A 19,546-nucleotide genomic window follows, 5' to 3' on the forward strand; every position below is an offset into this window, starting at 1 on the left:
AACGTATGGTCCACCGAACCAGATTCCGTAACACGGGGAAAACCTGAAACAGGTTGAACAGGGGAACAATCCAGCCAGCATCCGCAAGCCGATCACCAGGTCACGAGGAGTGGCACCATGTCAGTGGACCGGTACTTCCGGATCTCCGAGCGGGGATCCACGTTCGCCCGGGAGATACGCGGCGGTTTCGCCACGTTCTTCACCATGGCCTACATCCTTGTCCTGAACCCGATCATCCTGGGCAGCGCCAAGGACAGGTTCGGGCACACGCTCGACACCGGCCAACTCGTCACCGCCACCGCGCTGGTGGCGTGCGTGATGACCATCGTCATGGGCGTCGGCGGCAACCTCCCGCTCGCCATCGCCGCCGGCCTCGGCCTCAACGCCGTCGTCGCCTTCCAGCTGGCCCCGCTGATGAGCTGGCCCGACGCGATGGGCCTGGTGGTCCTGGAGGGCCTGCTCATCTGCCTGCTGGTCCTCACCGGACTGCGGGAGGCCATCATGAACGCGATCCCGCAGCAGCTGAAGCAGGCGATCGGCGTCGGCATCGGCCTGTTCATCGCCTTCATCGGCTTCGTCGACGCCGGGTTCGTCAGCCGCATCCCGGACGCCGCGCACACCACCGTGCCCGTGCAACTGGGCGCCGTCGGCCGCCTGACCGGCTGGCCCGTGCTCGTGTTCTGCCTCGGCGTGCTGCTGACCGTCGCGCTGCTCGCCCGGAAGGTGAAGGGCGCGATCCTCATCAGCATCGTGACGATGACCGTCGTCGCGATCATCGTCAACGCCGTCGCCGACATCAAGAGCTGGGGCCTGACCACGCCCAAGGTGCCCGGCAAGCTCGTGGCCGCCCCGGACTTCGGGCTCATCGGTCACTTCAGCCTGTTCGGCGGCTTCGCCAAGGCCGGCGTCCTCACCGCCGTCCTGCTGGTCTTCACCCTCATCCTGTCCGACTTCTTCGACGCCATGGGCACGATCGTCGGCATCAGCGCGGAGGCCGGACTGCTGGACGAGAAGGGGCAGGTGCCCGGCATCGGCCGCGTGCTGTTCATCGACGGCGCCGCGGCCGCCGTCGGCGGTCTCGGCTCCGCCTCCTCCAACACCGCCTACATCGAGTCCGCGGCCGGCGTCGGCGAGGGCGCCCGCACCGGCCTCGCCAACCTCGTCACCGGCGGCCTGTTCGGCCTCGCCCTCTTCCTCACCCCGCTGCTCACCATCGTCCCGCTCCAGGCGGCGGCGCCCGCGCTGATCGCCGTGGGCTTCCTGATGATGACCCACGTCAAGCACATCGACTGGGACCGGTACGACATCGCCATTCCGGCGTTCCTCACCATCGCGGCGATGCCGTTCACCTACTCCATCACCGACGGGATCGGGGCCGGTTTCCTGTCCTACGTCGTCATCAAGTCGGTGCTGGGCAAGGCGCGGGAGGTCAACTGGCTGCTGTGGGCCGTGTCGGCGCTGTTCCTCGTCTACTTCGCGATCGACCCGGTCGAGCAGATGCTCGGGGTGAAGTGAGGGGCGCCGACGCTCACTTCAGCGCCGCTTGCATCATCGCCTTCGCCACCGGCGCCGCCAGACCGTTGCCGCTCACTTCCGACCTCGCCGCGTCCGACTGCTCCACCATCACGGCGACGGCCACCTCCTTGCCGCTGCTGTCGGACTTGGCGAAGGACGTGAACCAGGCGTAAGGCGTCTTGCTGTTGTTCTCGCCGTGCTGGGCGGTGCCGGTCTTGCCGCCGACGGTGGCACCGTCGACCAGGGCGTTCGTGCCGGTGCCGTCCTTGACCACCGTCTCCATCGCCGACTGGAGCTGTTCGGCGGTGGAGGCGGAGACGATCTCCTTGCTGTCCGCGCTGTCGTCGTAGTTCTGCAACACATCACCGCCGCTGTCGGTGATCTGCGACACCATATGCGGCGAGACCAGCTTGCCGCCGTTGGCTATGGCCGCGGACACCATGGCCATCTGCAGCGGGGTCGCGGTGACATCGAACTGTCCGATACCGGACAGCGCGGTCTGTGCCTGGTCCATGCCGGAGGGGTACACGCTGGCGTAGGCCCGCACCGGCACGTCCTGCTTGTCGTTGTTGAAGCCGAACTTCCCGGCCATGGCCCTCACCTTGTCCTGCCCGAGCTGGACGGCCATGTGGCCGAAGACGTTGTTGCAGGAGTACTGCAGGGCGACGCGGATGGGGGCGTTCCTGCACGGCGCCGACTTGTTCTCGTTCTCCAGCACGTGCGTCGTGCCGGGCGGGGTGTACGGGTCGGGGCTGTCGGTCGGAACGTCCACGTTCTTGTACAGCCCGTCCTCCAGCGCGGCCGCCGCCACGACCAGCTTGAACGTCGAGCCCGGTGGCAGCGGCTGGCGCAGCGCGCGGTTGGTGAGCGGCTTGTCCTTGTCCGCGTTGAGCTGCTTCCAGGCGCCCCCGGCCGTGTTGGCGTCGGTGAGCGAGGAGGGGTCGTACGACGGCGTGGACACCGCCGCGAGGATCTTGCCGGTCTTCGGGTCGATCGCGACGGCGCCGCCCTTCTTGCCGCCGAGCGCGCGGTAGGCCGCCTTCTGCACGTCCGGGTCGATCGTGGTGAGCACGTTTCCCGGGTCGGCGCGCTTGCCGGTGACCGAGTCCAGCACGGTCTTCAGCCGGTTGTCCGTGCCGTCGAGCAGGTCCTTGTAGATGCCCTCCAGCTGCGTGGGGGCGTAGGCCTGCGAGGCGTAGCCCGTCACCGCCGCGTAGAGCCTGCCGTCCGTGTACGTCCGCTTGTACGCGAGGTCGCTCCCCCTGGTCCGCGTGGAGCCGGTGATCGCGTTCCCGGCCACGATGATGTTCCCGAGCGGCCGCGAGTACGTCTGGATCGCGTTGCGCCGGTTGTCGTTGTCGTCCGCGAGGGCCTTGCCGTCGTAGAACTGCACCCATGTCGCCCTGACCAGCAGAGCGAGCACGAGCAGCAGCGAGAAGACGGACGCCCGCCTGATCGTCTTGTTCATCCCGCTCCGAAGACGATCGGGAAGGGGTTGATCGTTCCCGTACGTCCCGTTTTCTCATCCCGCGTTCAGGAAACCGGCCTCGTAGGCGGCGATCACCGCCTGTGTGCGGTCCCGGGTGCCCGTCTTGGCCAGCACCGCCGCGACGTGCGACTTCACGGTGGCGGGGCCCACCTCCAGCCGCCGGGCGATCTCGGCGTTGGTCAGTCCGTCGGCCATGTGCCGCAGCACGTCGCGTTCGCGTGCGGTGAGCTTGCTCACCCAGGGCGCGGGCGGGGCGGTCCTGCGTCCGTGTTCGGCCGCGAGCGCCCGGACGGCCGACGGGAACAGCAGGCTGTCGGTGCGCGCGACCAGCCGTACCGCCTGCACCAGGGCGTCGGCATCGGACCGCTTCAGCAGGAAGCCGGCGGCTCCGGCGCGCAGGGCGTCGTAGACGTAGGAGTCGTTCTCGAAGGTGGTCACGACCAGGATCCGCGGCGGCTCCGGCATGGTGGCGACGAGCTGCTCGGTGGCCCGGATGCCGTCGATCTCCGGCATGCGGACGTCCATGAGCACGACGTCGGGCCGCAGTTCCCGGACCACGGAGACGGCCTCGGCACCGGTCGTGGCCTCGCCGGCCACCTCCAGGTCCGGTTCGGCGGAGAGGATGGCGCGCAGGGCGGTGCGGACCATGCGCTCGTCGTCGGCGAGGACGAGCCGGATGGCGGGCCGGGTCATGCGGTTCCCTTCGGGAGCTGTCGGGTCGGCGGGCCGGGTGGCGTCATGGGCGTGGTCAGGGGCAGTCGTACGGACAGGCGCCAGGTGTCCGCCGACGGTCCCGCCTCAGCCGTGCCGCCGAGCAGCCGCACCCGGTCGGCGATGCCCCGTAGGCCGTGGCCGCCGCCGGGGCGGGGAGCCCGGGCGGCGCCCAGGGGGTTCTCGACGGTGATCTCCAGCTGCCCGGCGGCGGCGGTGATGCGGACGGCGACGGGCGCACCGGCGTGTTTCAGCGCGTTGCTCAGGCCCTCCTGCACGATCCGGTACGCCTCCCGGGAGACCAGCGGCGCCAGCGCGGCGAGGTCGGTGCCGACGGTGGCCGTCACCGGCTGCCCGGCGGCCCGGGTCCGGCGCAGCAGCCCGTCCAGGTCGCTCTCCAGGGTCGGCGCGGGCGCGGTGCCCGGCGCGTCCCCGTCCCGCAGCACGCCGAGTACGGCGTCGAGTTCGCCGACCGTGCGCCGGGTGGTCTCCTCGATGGCGGCGAGGGCCTCGCGGACGAACCCCGGGTCGCTGTCGAGGAGCCGGCGGGCGGCGCTCGCCTGGAGGGTGACGGCGCTCAGGGCGTGACCGACGCTGTCGTGCAGCTCGCGGGCGAGCCGGTTGCGCACGGCGAGGTCGGCGGCGCGGGCCTCGGCGGCTGCCAGCCGGTCCTGAGGGGTGGGCCCGAGCAGCACGGGCGCCCAGCGGGCCAGCAGGGCCCCGCAGCCGGCGGCGCAGGCGGCGAGGGCGAGCAGCGTGGCCAGGCCCGCGACCGGGGCGAGCGCCAACGCCCAGGTGTGGTCGAACACTTCGGGCGGAGCCGGCGGGGAGTGGCGGAGCCCTGCGAACAGGGGCAGGACCATCAGCAGCACCGCGAACGGCGGCACGGCCAGCGACATGCCGGCGATGATGCCGCCGAAGCCGAGGTGCAGCGTGAACCAGGCCGCCGTACGGGCCCGTTCGGACCGCGTCCTGGCCGGGCCGTGGGCGAGCGAGTCCGCGTCGATCCCGCACAGGGCTCTCACCGCCGCCGACTCCAGCGGCCGGGTCAGCGGGAACAGCGCCGTGACGGTGGCGATCGGCAACCCGACGGCGAACGAGCCGAGTTGGAGCGGCAGGGACCGGAAGACGTCGTCCACGCCGGTGAGCGGCCCGACGATCACCGAGCCGACGAGGACGTACGGCATGGCGAGCGCACCGCCGAGGATCAGATGGATCCAGCGGCGCCGCGCCCGCCCGCCGAGGAGCAGGACCAACGCCCTTGTCACTGCGGCGCCTTGACGGGCCGGACCGTGAGGAAGCGGGCCATGACGCCCGCCACGAGGAAGCCGGTGATCATCTGCCCAGCGTAGGCGAGGCCGGTCAGCGGCGCCGGGCTGTCGCCCGTCACCAGCACCGCCAGCGACATCCATCCGCCCCAGCAGGCCACCGCCCCCGAGCCGATCCAGGCCGACGCGAGCGGTACGGCGACCGGCAGCGCACCGCCCCGGCCAAAGGCCAGCTGCCAGGCTCCGGTGACGGCCGCGGCGAGGAAGAGGACGTAGACGCACTGCATGGGCCGGTCGCCGCTGCCGTCCGGTGCGGCCGCCCCGCAGGCCCGCAGCAGCCGCACCGCGGCCGGGACCAGCGCGATCAGCGCCGCCGCGAGGGCCGTCCGCCGCTGCGGACGTCCCGCGCCCCCGGCCGGCAGCTCCCGCATCCGCCCCCGCCACAGATGCCCCCAGCGCTCGCGGGCGTACCCGGTGAACAGCGCCCCCAGCGCCAGCCCCTGCACGATGAACCCGCCGTACACCACCCCGAAGACCCAGTCGTCGAGGAACGGCTTGCCGGCCGGGCCGCCGCCCCCGCCGCCGGTGCCGTGGAGGACGAGTTGCAGCGGGAAGCCCACCATGATGGGCGCGAGGAGTCCCACGGCGAGCCACATCGGCACCGCGAGCAGCCAGGCCGGCACCCGCCGCCCCCACGGGCGGGTCAGCAGCAGCGCCAGCACCACCACGGCCGCGTCCATCAGGACGGTGAGACCGTTGGCGAGGATCATGGTGAGCCGGTGCTTCAGCAACGGGCTGCCGTCCGGGATGCCGAGGTGGCTCCCGGCGATCCAGGCGAGCTTGAGGGACAGGTAGGGCAGGCAGGCGGCGACGGCGACGAGCCGGAGCGAGCGCCGCCCGGCGGAGACACCGGCGGGGACAGGAGCGGTTGAGATCGTCATGGCTCAACGCTCCCGCGTGAACAGGGGTGTTCACCTCCTGCCGCCCGACGATCCGTCTCCGCCGCACGGGGGAGGAACTCAGTCGTCCAGGACGAGCACGACCTCCTCGATCTCCCGGCCCCGCCCGTTCGCGTACCCGCGGGCCCGGGCCGTCTCGCGGAAGCCGCACTTGTGCAGCACCCGCAGCGACGCGGCGTTGTCGGCCGCCGCCCGCGCGTACAGCGGCCGTTCGGGCACCTCGGTCAGCAGGCCCCGCAGCGCCGCCGTGGCGACACCGCGGCCCCAGTAGGCACGGTCGATCCAGTACGTCACCTCGCGCTCGCCGGCCACCCCGTAGACCGCCGCGCTGCCGGCCACCTCGCCGTCGGCCAGGACCGTGCGCAGCACGTGGGCGGAGTCGCGCACACGCCGCCAGTAGGCCGCGAAGGCCTCCTGGTCGTAGGGGTTCTCCGGGCCGAACGCGGCCATCCGGACGGCCTCCGGGTCGGTCATCTGCCGGTAGAACACCGGCAGGTCACCGTCCTCCACGGCCCTGAGCGCGATCTCCATGGGACCCGACCCTACGACGGCACGGCCGCCGGGCCCGCGACCTCCCCGCGCTCAGAGCCTGCGCGTCGCCAGGGCCAGCCGGTCGCGGGCGTCGAACAGCGCGTCCTTGATCATCTGCTCGTGGGCGGGGGTCAGCCGGGCCACCGGCACCGAGCAGCTGATCGCGTCCCGGGCCGGGGTGCGGTAGGGGATCGCCACGCCGAAGCAGCGCAGGCCCAGCGTGTTCTCCTCGCGGTCGACCGCGAAGCCCTGCTCCCGCACCTGGTGCAGCTCCTCGATGAGCTTCTCCCGGTCGGTGAGGGTGTTCTCGGTCAGCGCCGGCAGGGTCTCCGGCAGCAGCTTGCGCACCTGCTCGTCGGTGTAGGTGGCGAGGATCGCCTTGCCGAGGGAGGTGGAGTGGGCCGGCAGCCGGCGCCCGACCCGGGTGAAGGGGCGCAGATAGTGCTGGGACTGGCGGGTGGCCAGATAGACGACGTTGGTGCCGTCGAGCCGGGCCAGGTGGATGGTCTCCGTGGTGTCGTCGGAGAGCCGGTCCAGGGTCGGGCGGGCGGCGGCCACGACCTCGTCGCCGTCGATGTAGGAGGTGCCCACCAGCAGCGCCCGCACCCCGATGCCGTACCGCGTGCCCGTCGCGTCGGTCTCCACCCAGCCCAGCTCCACGAGCGTGCGCAGCAGCATGTACAGGCTGGACTTGGGATACCCGACGGCCTCCTGGACGGCCGCGAGGGAGTGCATGCCGGGCTTGCCGGCGAAGTACTCGAGCAATTCAACGGTTCGTACCGCGGACTTGACCTGCGCCCCGCCCGTCTCGCCTGCCGACATCGCCCTTGACCCCTTCAATCGCCGGGAAATAGTCTCCGAGCAGCGTATTCATCATCAGAGACAGTGTTCAGTATATCGAACGCGGCTGATCGGTGACCCTACTTCTTGCGGCCTTACTGGAGGGACCCGCGGTGGCAGCAGCACCAGTCTGGAGTGTCGACCCGCGTACCGGGAAGCAGCGTGAACAGGTTGCGGTGGAGGCTACAGCCCAGGAGGTGGACGCGGCGGTCCGGGCGGCCCACGCCGCACGCGGCGCCCTCGCCGACCGCGCGGTGCGCTCCGCCTTCCTGCGCTCGGCCGCCGCGGGCCTGGAGGCGGCCAGGGACGGTCTGGTCGAGACCGCCGACGCCGAGACCGCTCTCGGCCCGGTCCGGCTGACCGGCGAACTCGCCCGCACCGGCTACCAGCTGCGGGCCTTCGCCGGCATCGTCGACGAGGGCGCCTTCCTCGACGTCGTCATCGACCACCCCGACGACACGGCGACCCCGCCCGTCCCGGACCTGCGCCGCTACAAGGTGCCGCTCGGCGTCGTCGCCGTCTACTCCGCCTCCAACTTCCCCTTCGCCTTCTCCGTCGCCGGCGGCGACACCGCGAGCGCGCTCGCCGCGGGCTGCCCGGTCGTGGTCAAGGCCCACCCCGACCACCCGGCCCTGTCCGAGCTGGTCGCCAAGGTGCTGCGCCGGGCCGCGGCCGAGCACGGCATCCCCGAAGGCGTCGTCGGTCTCGTGCACGGCTTCGAGGCGGGCGTCGAGCTGATCCGGCACCCGCTGGTCGCCGCGGCGGGCTTCACCGGTTCGGTACGGGGCGGACGTGCCCTCTTCGACGCGGCCGCCGCCCGTCCCGTCCCGATCCCGTTCCACGGCGAGCTGGGCTCGCTGAACCCGGTCCTGGTGACCGAGGCCGCCGCCGCCGAGCGCGCCGAGGAGATCGGCACCGGGCTCGCCGGGTCGATGACGCTGGGTGTCGGACAGTTCTGCGTGAAGCCCGGTCTGGTGCTGGTGCCGTCCGGCGCGGCGGGCGACGGCCTGGTGAAGGCCCTGACGGCCGCGGTGAGCGACACCGAGGCGGGCGTGCTGCTGGACCACCGGATGCGGGACAACTTCATCGCGGGGGTGGCCGAGCGCGCGCAGCTCCCCGGGGTCGACTCCCCGGTCACCCCGGGCGCGGGCGGCGAGCACACGGTCAGCGCCGGGTTCCTGACGGTGCCGGCGGCCAGGCTGGCCGAGGAGGGGGCGTACGACCTGCTCCTGGAGGAGTGCTTCGGCCCGGTCACCGTGGTGGTGCGGTACGAGGACGAGGGCGAGGCCGCGGCCGTGCTGTCCCGCCTCCCGGGCAACCTGACGGCCACGGTCCAGCTGTCCTCGCAGGAGGCCGCCGGCGGGGGCCGGGGCGCGGAGCTCCTGGCCGAGCTGACCCCGCTGGCCGGGCGTGTCCTGGTGAACGGCTGGCCGACGGGCGTGGCGGTGGCGCCGGCCCAGCACCACGGGGGGCCGTACCCCGCGACCACCTCCACGTCCACCTCGGTGGGCGGTACGGCCATCGAGCGGTGGCTGCGGCCGGTGGTGTACCAGAACGCGCCCGCGGCCCTGCTGCCGGACGAGCTGAAGGACGACAACCCCCTCGGCCTTCCCCGGCGGTTCGACGGGCGCCTGGAACGCTGAACACGGGCACGAGAGAAACGAGAACCTGGGAGACTCGCCCCATGGACCTGAAAATCCCCGAACTGCCCTTCCCTCTCCGGACGTACGGGCCCGACGGACACTGGGTTCATGAGGACGGCGTGCTCACCGGATGGGCGGGACCCCGGCAGGACCGCTTCGTCACGCCCACCGGGGAAGCCCTGGACCCCGCCTCCGACGCGCCCCGGCTGCTGGGGGCGCCGGAAGGGGACTTCCAGCTGATCGCCCGGGTCACCGTCGGGTTCAACGCCTCCTTCGACGCCGGCGTGCTGTACGTCCATGTCGGCGACCGGGCCTGGGCCAAGCTCTGTCTGGAGTACTCCCCGGACGTGCCCACCGTCTGCACGGTGGTCACCCGGGGACACTCCGACGACGCCAACTCCTTCACGGTGGAGGGGAGTTCGGTGTGGCTGCGGGTCAGCCGGACCGGGCGGGCCCTCGCCTTCCACGCCTCCCGGGACGGCGAGCGCTGGACCTTCGTCCGGCTGTTCACCCTCGGCGACGAGGAGCAGACCGGTGACGCGCTGGTCGGCTTCATGACCCAGTCGCCGCTGGGGGAGGGGTGCGTGGTCACCTACGACCACATCGAGTTCAGGACGTCCTGGCCGAGCGACCTGCGAGACGGAAGCTGAGGGCGAAGGCCGGGACGAGCAGGGCTTCGCAAGGCCCAGCCGTGTGACCACCGGCGGGCCCCCGCCTTCCACGGCTGCCAGGGCCGGGTTCCGGCCCGGGAATGAAACGGGGCTGTTTGAACGTTCACGTACCGGGCGGAGAGAGCCTCCGCGCCCGTACGACCTGGAGAGAGCCGAAGACATGCGCGTCGAGATCTGGAGCGACATCGCCTGCCCCTGGTGCTACGTGGGCAAGGCCCGCTTCGAGAAGGCGCTCGCTGCCTTCCCGCACCGCGAGGACGTCGAGGTCGTGCACCGCTCCTTCGAGCTGGACCCGGGCCGCGCCAAGGGGGACGTCCAGCCGGTGATCACCATGCTGACCAGGAAGTACGGCATGAGCGAGGCGCAGGCCGAGGCCGGCGAGGACAACCTCGGTGCCCAGGCCGCCGCCGAGGGCCTGGACTACCGCACCCGGGGCCGCGACCACGGCAACACCTTCGACATGCACCGCCTGCTGCACTTCGCCAAGGAGCGGGGCCGGCAGGACGAGCTGATCCAGATCCTGTACCGGGCGAACTTCGCCGAGGAGCGGTCCGTGTTCACCGAGGGAGACGAGCGGCTCGTCGAGCTGGCCGTGGCGGCCGGTCTCGACGCCGAGGCCGTCCGCGCCGTGCTCGCCGACCCGTCCCGCTACGCCGACGACGTCCGCGCCGACGAGCGCGAGGCCGCAGAGCTCGGCGCGACCGGCGTGCCCTTCTTCGTCCTCGACCGCACGTACGGCGTCTCCGGCGCCCAGCCGGCCGAGGTCTTCACCCGGGCGCTGACCCAGGCCTGGGGCGAGCGCTCCCCGCTGAAGCCGGTCGAGCAGGGGGACCAGGGGGAGGGGGCAGCCTGCGGGCCCGACGGGTGCGCGGTGCCGCAGCAGGGCTGAAACCGCAGGTCGGGGCGGACGTATAAGGAGTCCCTTGGCGATCCGCGGAAAAATTCGCAATGGACGGGGACTTCCCGGGGCCGCAGAGTGGACCCATGAGGAACACGGAGACCACGGAGACGTTCGACCACCTCGTCCGCGCCGAGTTCGCCCCGAAGAACACCTACCTGAACACCGCGAGCAGCGGCCTGCTCCCGGCCCGTACGGTCGCCGCGCTGCGCGAGGCGGTGGCCATCCGGGCCGAGGGCCGGCCACTGGACCCGCTGTTCGACGACGTGGAGGTCGCCCGGGCCGCGTTCGCCCGGCTGGCCGGAGTGCCGGTCACCCGGGTCGCGGCGGGCCCGTCGGTCTCCGCCCAGACCGGGCTGATCGCCGCCTCGCTGCCCGCGGGCGCCGAAGTCCTCACCGCCGAGGACGACTTCACGTCCGTACTCAACCCGTTCCACGCGCGCGGCGACCTCAAGGTGCGCGCGGTGCCGCTGGAACGGCTCGCCGAGTCGGTCCGCCCGGGCACCGCCCTGGTCGCGGTCAGCGCCGCCCAGTCCGCCGACGGGCGGATCGCCGGCCTGCCCGCCCTGCGCGAGGCGGCCCGCGCGCACGGTGCGCGCACCTACGTCGACTTCTCCCAGGCCGCCGGCTGGCTGCCGATGGAGGCCGACGCCCACGACTTCACCGTCTCCACCACCTTCAAGTGGCTGCTCGGCCCGCACGGGGCGGCCTTCCTCGTCGTCCCCGAGGACTTCGGCGGGCTGTCCCCGCTGCTGGCGGGCTGGGTCGCGGCCGAGGAACCCTGGAACAGCTGCTACGGCCCGGTGACCGAACTCGCCCACTCCGCACGGCGGTTCGACGTCAGCCCCGCTCTGTTCACCTACACCGGGGTGGCGCGGTCGCTCGCCCTGATCGAGGAGCTGGGCGTGGCCGCCGTACAGGCGCACGACCTGGCGCTGGCCGACCGGTTCCGCACCGGACTCGCCTCGCTCGGCCACGAACCGCTGCCCGCCCCCGGCTCGGCCATCGTCTCCGTGCCCGGACTGGGCGCGCGCCAGCCGGAGTTGAGCCGCGCGGGCATCGAGGTCTCCGACCGCGCCGGTAACCTGCGCGCCTCCTTCCACCTCTACAACACGGAAGCGGACGTGGACCGCCTGCTGGACGTGCTGTCCGGCTGACGACATGACCGGGCCGGAGCCCCCCGTCCCACACGAGGAGGCCCCGGCCCGGAGCCGTACGTCCGGCGACTACTTCACCTTCACCGGCGTGAAGTCCCGCGCCCCGATGCTGCATTCTCCGGGGGACAAGACAACCCCCGGACCCCGGCCGGTCTCCGCTCACCGGACGGGAGTGAAGTCCCTTGCTCCAATGAACGTGGGCCGTCGCACCGGAGCCGCGAACGGCTCGACCGCCTTGTTCTCCACGCTGTTGAACACGATGAAGACGTTGCTGCGCGGGAACGGCGTGATGTTGTCGCCCGAGCCGTGCATGCAGTTGCAGTCGAACCAGGTCGCCGAGCCGGCCTTACCGGTGAACAGGCGGATGCCGTGCTCGCCGGCCAGCGCGGTCAGCGCCTCGTCCGAGGGCGTGCCCGCGTCCTGCATCTGCAGCGACTTCTTGTAGTTGTCCTTGGGCGTGGCGCCGGCGCAGCCCAGGAACGTCCGGTGCGAGCCCGGCATGATCATCAGGCCGCCGTTGGTGTCGAAGTTCTCGGTCAGCGCGATCGAGACGGACACCGTGCGCATGTTCGGCAGCCCGTCCTCGGCGTGCCAGGTCTCGAAGTCCGAGTGCCAGTAGAAGCCGCTCGCGCCGAAACCGGGCTTGACGTTGATCCGGGACTGGTGGACGTACACGTCCGAGCCGAGGATCTGCCGGGCGCGCCCGACCACCCGCGGATCGCGCACGAGGTTCGCGAACGCCTCGCTGATCCTGTGCACCTCGAAGACCGAGCGGATCTCCTTCGACTTCGGCTCCACGATGGAGCGCTCGTCGGCGCGGATCGCCGGGTCGCCGACCAGCCGGTCCAGCTCGCGCTTGTAGACCTCGACCTCGTCCGGGGTGATCAGCTGGTCGACGGCGAGGAAGCCGTCACGCTCGAACCCCTGCAGGCCGGCCGCGGAGATCGGGCCCGGGGTGTCCGGGGAGCCCCAGACGACCGGGTCCTGGCGCGGGACGGACACCTCGGTGGTGCCGCGGGTCGGGTAGAGATCCTTCACGGGTGCGGTGGTCATGGGTTCTCACACCTCCTCGGGCTCGGTGAGCAGCGGGTAGACGCCGTCCTCGTCGTGGTCCTCCCGTCCGGTCACCGGCGGGTTGAACACGCAGATGCAGTGGAAGTCCTCCTTGACGCGCAGCGTGTGCCGCTCGTGCCCGTCGAGGAGGTACATGGTGCCGGGCGTGATGGTGTACGTCGTCCCGGCCTCGTGGTCGGTGAGTTCGGCCTCGCCCTTGGTGCAGACGACGGCCTCGATGTGGTTGGCGTACCACATCGACGTCTCGGTGCCGGCGTACAGGATGGTCTCGTGCAGGGAGAAGCCGACCCGCTCCTTGGCGAGGACGATCCGCTTGCTCTCCCAGGTACCGGACTTCGCCTTGACGTGCCGGTCGGTGCCTTCGATGTCCTTGAACGATCGGACGATCACGGTGGTGCTTTCCTCCTGGTCGGCTTGCGGTTCAGACGGTTTCGCGGACGGCACGGGCGAGGACGCTCAGGCCCTCGTCCAGCTCGTCGGGCGTGATGGTGAGGGCGGGCAGCAGCTTGACGACCTCCCCCTCCGGGCCGGACGTCTCGATGAGCAGCCCGAGTTCGAAGGCCCGCCGCGCGATCCGCGCCGCCCGGCCCTTGTCGCGGAACTCCATGCCCCACACCAGGCCGCGCCCGCGGTACTCCTTCACGTCGGCGAGGTTCTCCTCGGTGATGGCGATCAGCGCCTGCTCGACCTGCTCGCCGCGGGCGCAGGTCTGCTTCTCCATGGCCGAGCCGTCGGTCCAGTACGCCTCCAGGGCCGCGGTGGCGGTGACGAACGCGGGGTTGTTGCCCCGGAAGGTGCCGTTGTGCTCGCCCGGCTCCCAGACGTCCAGCTCCGGCTTGAACAGGCACAGCGACATCGGCAGCCCGTAGCCGCTGATCGACTTGGAGACGGTGACGATGTCGGGCGTGATCCCGGCCTCCTCGAACGAGAAGAAGGCACCCGTCCGCCCGCACCCCATCTGGATGTCGTCGACGATCAGCAGCATGTCCTGCCGCTCGCACAGCTCCTTCAGCGCCCGCAGCCACTCGGGCCGGGCCACGTTGATGCCGCCCTCGCCCTGCACGGTCTCCACGATCACCGCGGCGGGCTTGTTGAGCCCGGAGCCCTGGTCCTCCAGCAGCCGCTCGAACCACAGGAAGTCCGGCACCGTGCCGTCGAAGTAGTTGTCGAACGGCATCGGCGTGCCGTGCACCAGCGGGATCCCGGCGCCGGCCCGCTTGAAGGCGTTGCCGGTGACGGCGAGGGAGCCCAGGGACATCCCGTGGAAGGCGTTGGTGAACGACACGATCGCCTCGCGCCCCTTCACCTTCCGGGCCAGCTTCAGCGCCGACTCCACGGCGTTGGTGCCGGTCGGCCCCGGGAACATGACCTTGTACGGCAGGTCGCGCGGGCGCAGCACCAGATCCTGGAAGGTCTGCAGGAAGGACCGCTTGGCCGTGGTCGACATGTCCAGGCCGTGGGTCACCCCGTCCCGGGACAGATAGTCGATCAACGCCCGTTTGAGCACCGGGTTGTTGTGGCCGTAGTTGAGTGAGCCGGCGCCGGCGAAGAAGTCGAGGTAGGCATGACCGTCCTCGTCGAACATCCGGCTGCCCTGCGCGCGGTCGAAGACCGTGGGCCAGCCGCGGCAGTAGCTGCGCACCTCGGACTCGAGGGTCTCGAAGACGCTGAGGTCGGGCTGGGTGATGGTCACGGTGAATCGCTCCTCAGTGGGCGGTGGTGTCGGTCAACGGGCCGATGCGGTAGAGGACTTCGGGATCGTGCGGGCCGTCCGGGAACAGCTCGGCGGGGAACAGCACCTCGCGCTCCAGACGCGCCCCGTGCCGGGCGGCGAACGAGGTGAACAGCCGCTCGGAGGCGGTGTTGCCCGGGGTGATGGTGGTCTCCACGTCGGTGATGCCGCGCTCGGCGGCGAGCCGGGCGGTCAGCCCGTCCAGCAGCGCGGCCGCGATGCCGAGACCCCGGTGGGCGGAGTCGACGGCCACCTGCCAGACGAGCAGCGTGCGGGGGCGCTCCGGCCGCACATAGCCGGTGACGAAACCGACCGGCTCCCCGTCCGCACCGCGCGCCACCGCCGAGGTGCCGGCGAAATCCCGGCACCACAGCAGATAGCTGTACGAAGAGTTCAGGTCGAGGGTTTTCGAGTCCTTGGCGAGACGCCAGAGCGTGGCTCCGTCCGTCACCGCCGGCTGGTCGACGATCAGGTCTGCGGGTGCGGCAGTCATGCGGCACGAATTTAGCGAGGCGAATTAGGAAATGCACGGCCGCTGTCGCTGTGCCGCACAGAGGGCGCGGTGAAATGCCCTAATTGACCCGCATCAAATCGGGACAAATGTGCCGCACTGTGGAGTGTGTCACACCCTTGAAACCGTCAAAAAACCGCTAGGAAACTTCCCCGTTTAGGCTTGCAAAAAGCGGGCAGAAGAAGACGGGAAGCTACCACCGGGAGAATTGGCAGAAATTGTGAAACCAAACTGAATAATGAATTCAGGCTCCGGTGACCCCGTCGATTCGTTCACGCAGAATGTCGGCGTGCCCGTTGTGCCGGGCGTACTCCTCGATGAGGTGGACCAGCACCCAGCGCACACTGACCTCGACGCCGGTCATCGGCTCGTCCACGATCCGCCCGGTGTCCTCCAGGTCCCGCCCGGCGAGCAGCTCCCGGCCGCGCGCGACCTCCCGGCGCCACGCGCCCAGCGCCTCTTCCAGCCCCCGCCGGGGATCGAGGGCGTACCCCGTCGCCTCCTCGAACACCGGCGGCACGTCCAGACCGGCCAACACCCGCTGGAACCAGTTCCGTTCGACTTCGGCGAGATGCTGCACAAGCCCGAGCAGCGTCAGCGACGAAGGCTCGGCCGAGGCCTTCCGCACCTGCGTGTCGTCCAGCCCCCGGCACTTCAGCTCCAGCGTGGCCCGGTGAAAGTCCAGCCAGCTCTCCAGCATGGGGTGCTCGGGGCCGGTCAGGAGGGGGATGGGGCGGCCGTCGGGGAGCGTGTGGGGAGCCTGGGGTGTGTTGTGGGTCATGCGGTGAGGATGGCACGGGCCACTGACACCGGCCCCGGCACCGGCCCCGGCACCGGCACCGGCACCGGCAAAGAGGGTGCGACGGCCTCGGTCGTGTCAGCGCCCGAGCGCCGCCCCGAGCGCCGCCAGGCACCTCTGCACGGTTTCCGGCGAAGCATCCGCCCCGTAATGGTTCACCCGGATCATCTCCCCGGCCAGCGCGCCCCCACCCGCGGCCAGCGGCAGCGAGGGGTCACTCGCCAGCGCCCGGGCCACCACCTCCGACGCCACCACCCCCGACGGCACCCGGAGGGTCGTGGCCACCGGCGCCGCTTCCGCGGCCTCGTACACATAGGGCTCAAGGCCCGCGCCCAGGGCAACCGCACCGGCCCGCGCGGTGAGCGCGGCGCTGCGGTGACGGTCCATCACCGCGTCCAGCCCCACCGACTCGATCCGCTCCAGACACGCCTGAAGCGCCAGCATCTCCAGCTGCGCCGGAGCGTGCGGCAGCGCCGTGCGGCCGGCGTCGAGCCAGTGCTCCTTCCAGTCGAGCAGGGACAGGTAGGAGCGGCGCGGCGCGTAGGGGTTGGCCGCCATCCGGGCCCACGCGCGCTCGCTCACCGAGATCGCCGACACACCCGCCGGGCCGCCCATCGCCTTCTGCGCGCCGATCACGCACAGGTCCACACCCCACGCGTCCGGCAGCACCGGCTCCGCGCCCACGGAGGCGACCGCGTCCAGGTAGAACAGCGCACCCTGCTCCCGGACCGCCTCGCCGATCGCCGCGACCGGGTTGGTGTTGCCGGTCGCCGCCTCCGCGTGCACCAGCGACACGAAGTCGATCTCCGGGTGCTCGGCGAACGCCTCCCGGACCTGGTCGGCGGTCACCGCCGTGTGGAAGGGCACGGAGAGGTCGTACACCGTCGCACCCGCGTCCCGGAGCCAGTTGCCGAAGGTCTGCCCGTAGGGGCCCGTGATCACGTTCAGGGCCACCGTGCCCGGACCGGCCGCCGCGCGGATCGCGCCCTCCAGCGGCAGCAGTGCCTCGCCCTGCGTGACCAGCACGTCCTGCCGGGTGCCCAGCAGCCGCGCGACCCCGTCCTCGATGGCGGCGAAGCGCTCGGCGCTCAGCGGGGGCAGGTCCAGGAACGGGTGGGTCACGGCCGCGCTCTCTTCGTTCTCGGGGTCAAGGTCCGGGGGTAACTCCACCGATCTTAGGTCCAACGCCGTCGTAACCATCGGTTTGATTTGAGAGACTCAAACTCTTCCTTATAATCAGAACCCACGGTTCCCCCACAGAGAAGATCCCCCCATGAAAACGCTCCTCGGACGCCGGACCCGCCTCCTGGCTGCCACCACCGCGACCGCCGGGCTGGTCCTCGTCGTGGCCGGCTGCTCCTCGAACGGCGGGGGGAGCGGCGGTGCCACCGTCAAGGGGGTCCACCTCGTCAAGGCCGGTCAGCTGACCACCTGCACCCACCTGCCCTACCCGCCGTTCCAGTCGGAGATCAACGGCAAGGTGCAGGGTTTCGACGTCTCCCTCATCGACCTCGTCGCCAAGAACCTCGGCGTCAAGCAGCAGATCGTCGACACGCCGTTCGAGAACTTCAAGACCGGCGCCTTCCTGAACTCCGGCCAGTGCGACCTGGCCGCCGCCGGCATGACGATCACGCCCGAGCGCAAGAAGAACGTCGACTTCTCCGACCCGTACTTCGAGGCCACCCAGGCCGTCCTCGTCGGCAGGAACAGCGGCATCAACTCCCTCGCCGACGTCAAGGCCAAGGGTGAGAAGCTCGGCGCCCAGGCGCAGACCACCGGCGAGGACTACGTCAAGGGCAAGGGCTACGACCCGATCTCCTTCGACTCCTCCGACGCGGTCCTCAACGGCCTGCGCACCGGCCAGGTCCAGGCCGTCGTCATCGACTACCCGGTCGTCCAGGGCTGGCTGAAGGACAAGGCCAACGCGGACAAGTTCAAGGTCGTCGACAACCTCAAGACCGGCGAGCAGTACGGCTTCACGGTCAAGAAGGGCAACACGGCGCTGCGCGAGGCCATCGACAAGGCCCTGAAGGAGGCAAAGGCCGACGGCACCTACAAGAAGATCTACGAGCAGTGGATCGGCCCGTACAACGCCTCCGTGGCCTCTCCCGCCGCCTCATGACCGATACGGACGTACGACTCCAGCCGAAGAAGAAGGGGCTGACGCGACGTCAGAAGCGTCGGCTGTCGCGCGGCACCCAGTACGCCGTCTTCGTCGCCGCCGTGATCGCCATCGCGGTCTCGGCGGACTGGGGCCGGCTGCAGAACCAGTTCGCCCAGGGCGGCATCGCGAAGCAGATGTGGCCGGACGTCATCACGCTGGCGCTGAAGAACACCGTTCTGTTCACGGTGTCCGGCTTCGTCCTCGGTCTGGTGCTGGGCCTGGTCATCGCGCTGATGCGGCTGTCCTCCGTGGGGCCGTACCGCTGGGTGGCCGGCATCTACATCGAGATCTTCCGCGGCCTGCCCGCCCTGCTGATCTTCGTCTTCATCGCGGTGGCCGTCCCGCTGGCCTTCCCGGGTACGGAGATCCCCGGCGGCACCTACGGCAAGGGCGCCCTCGGCCTCGGACTCATCGGTGCCGCCTACATGGCGGAGACGTTCCGCGCCGGCATCCAGGCGGTGCCCAAGGGGCAGCTGGAGGCGGCGCGTTCGCTGGGCTTCTCGCCCGCGAAGGCCATGATCTCCATCATCATCCCGCAGGCGTTCCGGATCATCCTCCCGCCGCTCACCAACGAGCTGATCATGCTCTTCAAGGACTCCTCCCTGGTGCTGCTGCTCGGTGTGACCCTGGAGGAGCGCGAGCTGTCCAAGTTCGGCCGGGACCTGGCCAGTACGACCGCCAACTCCACGCCGATCCTGGTCGCGGGCCTGTGTTACCTGCTGGTCACCATCCCGCTCGGCTTCGTCGCCCGGCGTCTGGAGGCCAGGGCCCAGAAGGAGATCAAGTGACCCGCCCCGAGATCCGCGTCCAGGACCTGCACAAGTCCTTCGGCGACAACCAGGTGCTCAAGGGCATCGACCTGGAGATCGGCCGGGGCGAGGTCGTCTGCGTCATCGGCCCCTCCGGCTCCGGCAAGTCGACCCTCCTGCGCTGCGTGAACCTGCTGGAGGAACCCACCGAGGGCCAGGTCTTCGTCGGCGGCACCGAGCTGACGGACCCCGACGTCGACATCGACGCCGTACGCCGCCGGATCGGCATGGTCTTCCAGCAGTTCAACCTGTTCCCGCACCTCAGCGTCACCGAGAACCTCACCCTCCCGCAGCGCCGGGTGCTCGGGCGGGACAGGGCGACGGCCGCGCGGATCGCCGCCGAGAACCTGGCCCGGGTCGGCCTGGCCGAGAAGGCGGAGGCCTACCCCTCCTCCCTCTCCGGCGGCCAGCAGCAGCGCGTGGCGATCGCCCGGGCGCTGGCGATGGGCCCGGAGGTCATGCTCTTCGACGAGCCGACGTCCGCCCTCGACCCGGAACTGGTCGGCGACGTCCTCGCCGTCATGCGCATGCTCGCCCGCGAGGGCATGACCATGATGGTCGTCACCCACGAGATGACCTTCGCCCGCGAGGTCGCCGACCGGGTCGTCTTCATGGACGGCGGCGTGATCGTCGAGGACGGCAGCCCCGAGCAGGTCATCGGAGACCCGCGGCACGAGCGCACCCGCCACTTCCTCTCCCGCCTGCTCGACCCGGCGATGGCCGAGGTCGAGGAGGAGACCTCGGACCAGGTGGGCAGGCCCGGGCAGTAGCTCAT

General features: G+C 70.9%; 20 protein-coding genes. 8 read left to right on the forward strand and 12 right to left on the reverse strand.

Features of this window, described 5'->3' with window-relative positions; genetic code table 11:
• Positions 1-117 precede the first annotated feature (117 nt).
• A complete protein-coding gene (locus ABT288_RS11040) occupies positions 118-1,515 on the forward strand; it encodes an NCS2 family permease (protein ID WP_351605083.1) in 1,398 nt (465 codons plus the stop codon).
• Between the two features lie 13 nt (positions 1,516-1,528).
• Here the strand turns inward: ABT288_RS11040 and ABT288_RS11045 are convergent, their stop codons facing one another.
• From ABT288_RS11045 to ABT288_RS11070, 6 genes are all read right to left on the reverse strand, one after another.
• A complete protein-coding gene (locus tag ABT288_RS11045; protein ID WP_351605084.1) occupies positions 1,529-2,983 on the reverse strand; it encodes a peptidoglycan D,D-transpeptidase FtsI family protein in 1,455 nt (484 codons plus the stop codon).
• Between the two features lie 54 nt (positions 2,984-3,037).
• Positions 3,038-3,697, reverse strand: coding sequence for a response regulator transcription factor (locus ABT288_RS11050; protein ID WP_351605086.1), 660 nt, complete (start codon positions 3,695-3,697; stop codon positions 3,038-3,040).
• A complete protein-coding gene (locus ABT288_RS11055; RefSeq protein WP_351605089.1) occupies positions 3,694-4,983 on the reverse strand; it encodes a sensor histidine kinase in 1,290 nt (429 codons plus the stop codon). Before ABT288_RS11055 ends, ABT288_RS11050 begins: the two co-directional genes overlap by 4 nt.
• The gene (locus tag ABT288_RS11060) at positions 4,980-5,924 is read right to left on the reverse strand and encodes a hypothetical protein (protein WP_351605092.1); all 945 of its coding nucleotides are present in this window, start codon (positions 5,922-5,924) and stop codon (positions 4,980-4,982) included. Before ABT288_RS11060 ends, ABT288_RS11055 begins: the two co-directional genes overlap by 4 nt.
• A gap of 78 nt (positions 5,925-6,002) precedes the next feature.
• Positions 6,003-6,473, reverse strand: coding sequence for a GNAT family N-acetyltransferase (locus ABT288_RS11065; protein ID WP_351605095.1), 471 nt, complete (start codon positions 6,471-6,473; stop codon positions 6,003-6,005).
• A 51-nt stretch (positions 6,474-6,524) separates the two neighbouring features.
• Positions 6,525-7,295, reverse strand: coding sequence for an IclR family transcriptional regulator (locus ABT288_RS11070; protein WP_351605098.1), 771 nt, complete (start codon positions 7,293-7,295; stop codon positions 6,525-6,527).
• Positions 7,296-7,426: 131 nt separating this feature from the next.
• On the opposite strand from ABT288_RS11070, the gene ABT288_RS11075 reads away from it, so the two are divergent.
• The 4 genes from ABT288_RS11075 (at position 7,427) to ABT288_RS11090 (ending at position 11,682) form a co-directional block, all read left to right on the forward strand.
• A complete protein-coding gene (locus tag ABT288_RS11075; RefSeq protein ID WP_351605100.1) occupies positions 7,427-8,956 on the forward strand; it encodes an aldehyde dehydrogenase (NADP(+)) in 1,530 nt (509 codons plus the stop codon).
• A 41-nt stretch (positions 8,957-8,997) separates the two neighbouring features.
• Positions 8,998-9,606: a DUF1349 domain-containing protein gene (locus ABT288_RS11080; protein ID WP_351605103.1), complete on the forward strand. Its 609-nt coding sequence runs from the start codon at positions 8,998-9,000 to the stop codon at positions 9,604-9,606.
• A gap of 181 nt (positions 9,607-9,787) precedes the next feature.
• The gene (locus ABT288_RS11085; RefSeq protein WP_351605106.1) at positions 9,788-10,516 is read left to right on the forward strand and encodes a DsbA family oxidoreductase; all 729 of its coding nucleotides are present in this window, start codon (positions 9,788-9,790) and stop codon (positions 10,514-10,516) included.
• Positions 10,517-10,575: 59 nt separating this feature from the next.
• Positions 10,576-11,682, forward strand: a complete 1,107-nt coding sequence (locus ABT288_RS11090; RefSeq protein WP_351605109.1) for an aminotransferase class V-fold PLP-dependent enzyme — start codon at positions 10,576-10,578, stop codon at positions 11,680-11,682.
• A 159-nt stretch (positions 11,683-11,841) separates the two neighbouring features.
• On the opposite strand, the gene thpD is transcribed toward ABT288_RS11090, so the two are convergent.
• The 6 genes from thpD to ABT288_RS11120 form a co-directional block, all read right to left on the reverse strand.
• Positions 11,842-12,735, reverse strand: coding sequence for an ectoine hydroxylase (gene thpD / locus ABT288_RS11095; protein ID WP_351605112.1), 894 nt, complete (start codon positions 12,733-12,735; stop codon positions 11,842-11,844).
• 6 nt (positions 12,736-12,741) lie between these two features.
• Positions 12,742-13,146, reverse strand: a complete 405-nt coding sequence (locus ABT288_RS11100; RefSeq protein WP_351605114.1) for an ectoine synthase — start codon at positions 13,144-13,146, stop codon at positions 12,742-12,744.
• Positions 13,147-13,177: 31 nt separating this feature from the next.
• Entirely contained in the window at positions 13,178-14,449 is a 1,272-nt protein-coding gene (gene ectB / locus ABT288_RS11105) for a diaminobutyrate--2-oxoglutarate transaminase (protein WP_351605117.1), read from the reverse strand.
• A gap of 13 nt (positions 14,450-14,462) precedes the next feature.
• Positions 14,463-14,981 carry a diaminobutyrate acetyltransferase gene (gene ectA / locus ABT288_RS11110; protein WP_351605119.1) on the reverse strand — a complete coding sequence of 173 codons (519 nt, stop codon included), beginning with the start codon at positions 14,979-14,981 and terminating at the stop codon, positions 14,463-14,465.
• A gap of 262 nt (positions 14,982-15,243) precedes the next feature.
• Complete coding sequence (locus tag ABT288_RS11115) at positions 15,244-15,780, reverse strand: DinB family protein (RefSeq protein WP_351605121.1); 537 nt, start codon at positions 15,778-15,780, stop codon at positions 15,244-15,246.
• Positions 15,781-15,876: 96 nt separating this feature from the next.
• Positions 15,877-16,920, reverse strand: coding sequence for a pyridoxal-phosphate-dependent aminotransferase family protein (locus ABT288_RS11120; protein WP_351605124.1), 1,044 nt, complete (start codon positions 16,918-16,920; stop codon positions 15,877-15,879).
• 151 nt (positions 16,921-17,071) lie between these two features.
• Between ABT288_RS11120 and ABT288_RS11125 the strand changes: the two genes are divergently transcribed.
• From ABT288_RS11125 to ABT288_RS11135, 3 genes are read left to right on the forward strand one after another with little or no spacing between them, the layout of a single operon-like run.
• The gene (locus ABT288_RS11125) at positions 17,072-17,920 is read left to right on the forward strand and encodes a transporter substrate-binding domain-containing protein (RefSeq protein WP_351605127.1); all 849 of its coding nucleotides are present in this window, start codon (positions 17,072-17,074) and stop codon (positions 17,918-17,920) included.
• Entirely contained in the window at positions 17,917-18,750 is an 834-nt protein-coding gene (locus ABT288_RS11130; protein ID WP_351605129.1) for an amino acid ABC transporter permease, read from the forward strand. The genes ABT288_RS11125 and ABT288_RS11130 overlap by 4 nt, the downstream gene beginning before the upstream one ends.
• Positions 18,747-19,541, forward strand: a complete 795-nt coding sequence (locus ABT288_RS11135; protein ID WP_351605132.1) for an amino acid ABC transporter ATP-binding protein — start codon at positions 18,747-18,749, stop codon at positions 19,539-19,541. Before ABT288_RS11130 ends, ABT288_RS11135 begins: the two co-directional genes overlap by 4 nt.
• The last annotated feature ends 5 nt before the right edge of the window (positions 19,542-19,546 follow it).

Source organism: Streptomyces sp. NPDC001093, assembly GCF_040298985.1.
GTDB lineage: Bacteria > Actinomycetota > Actinomycetes > Streptomycetales > Streptomycetaceae > Streptomyces.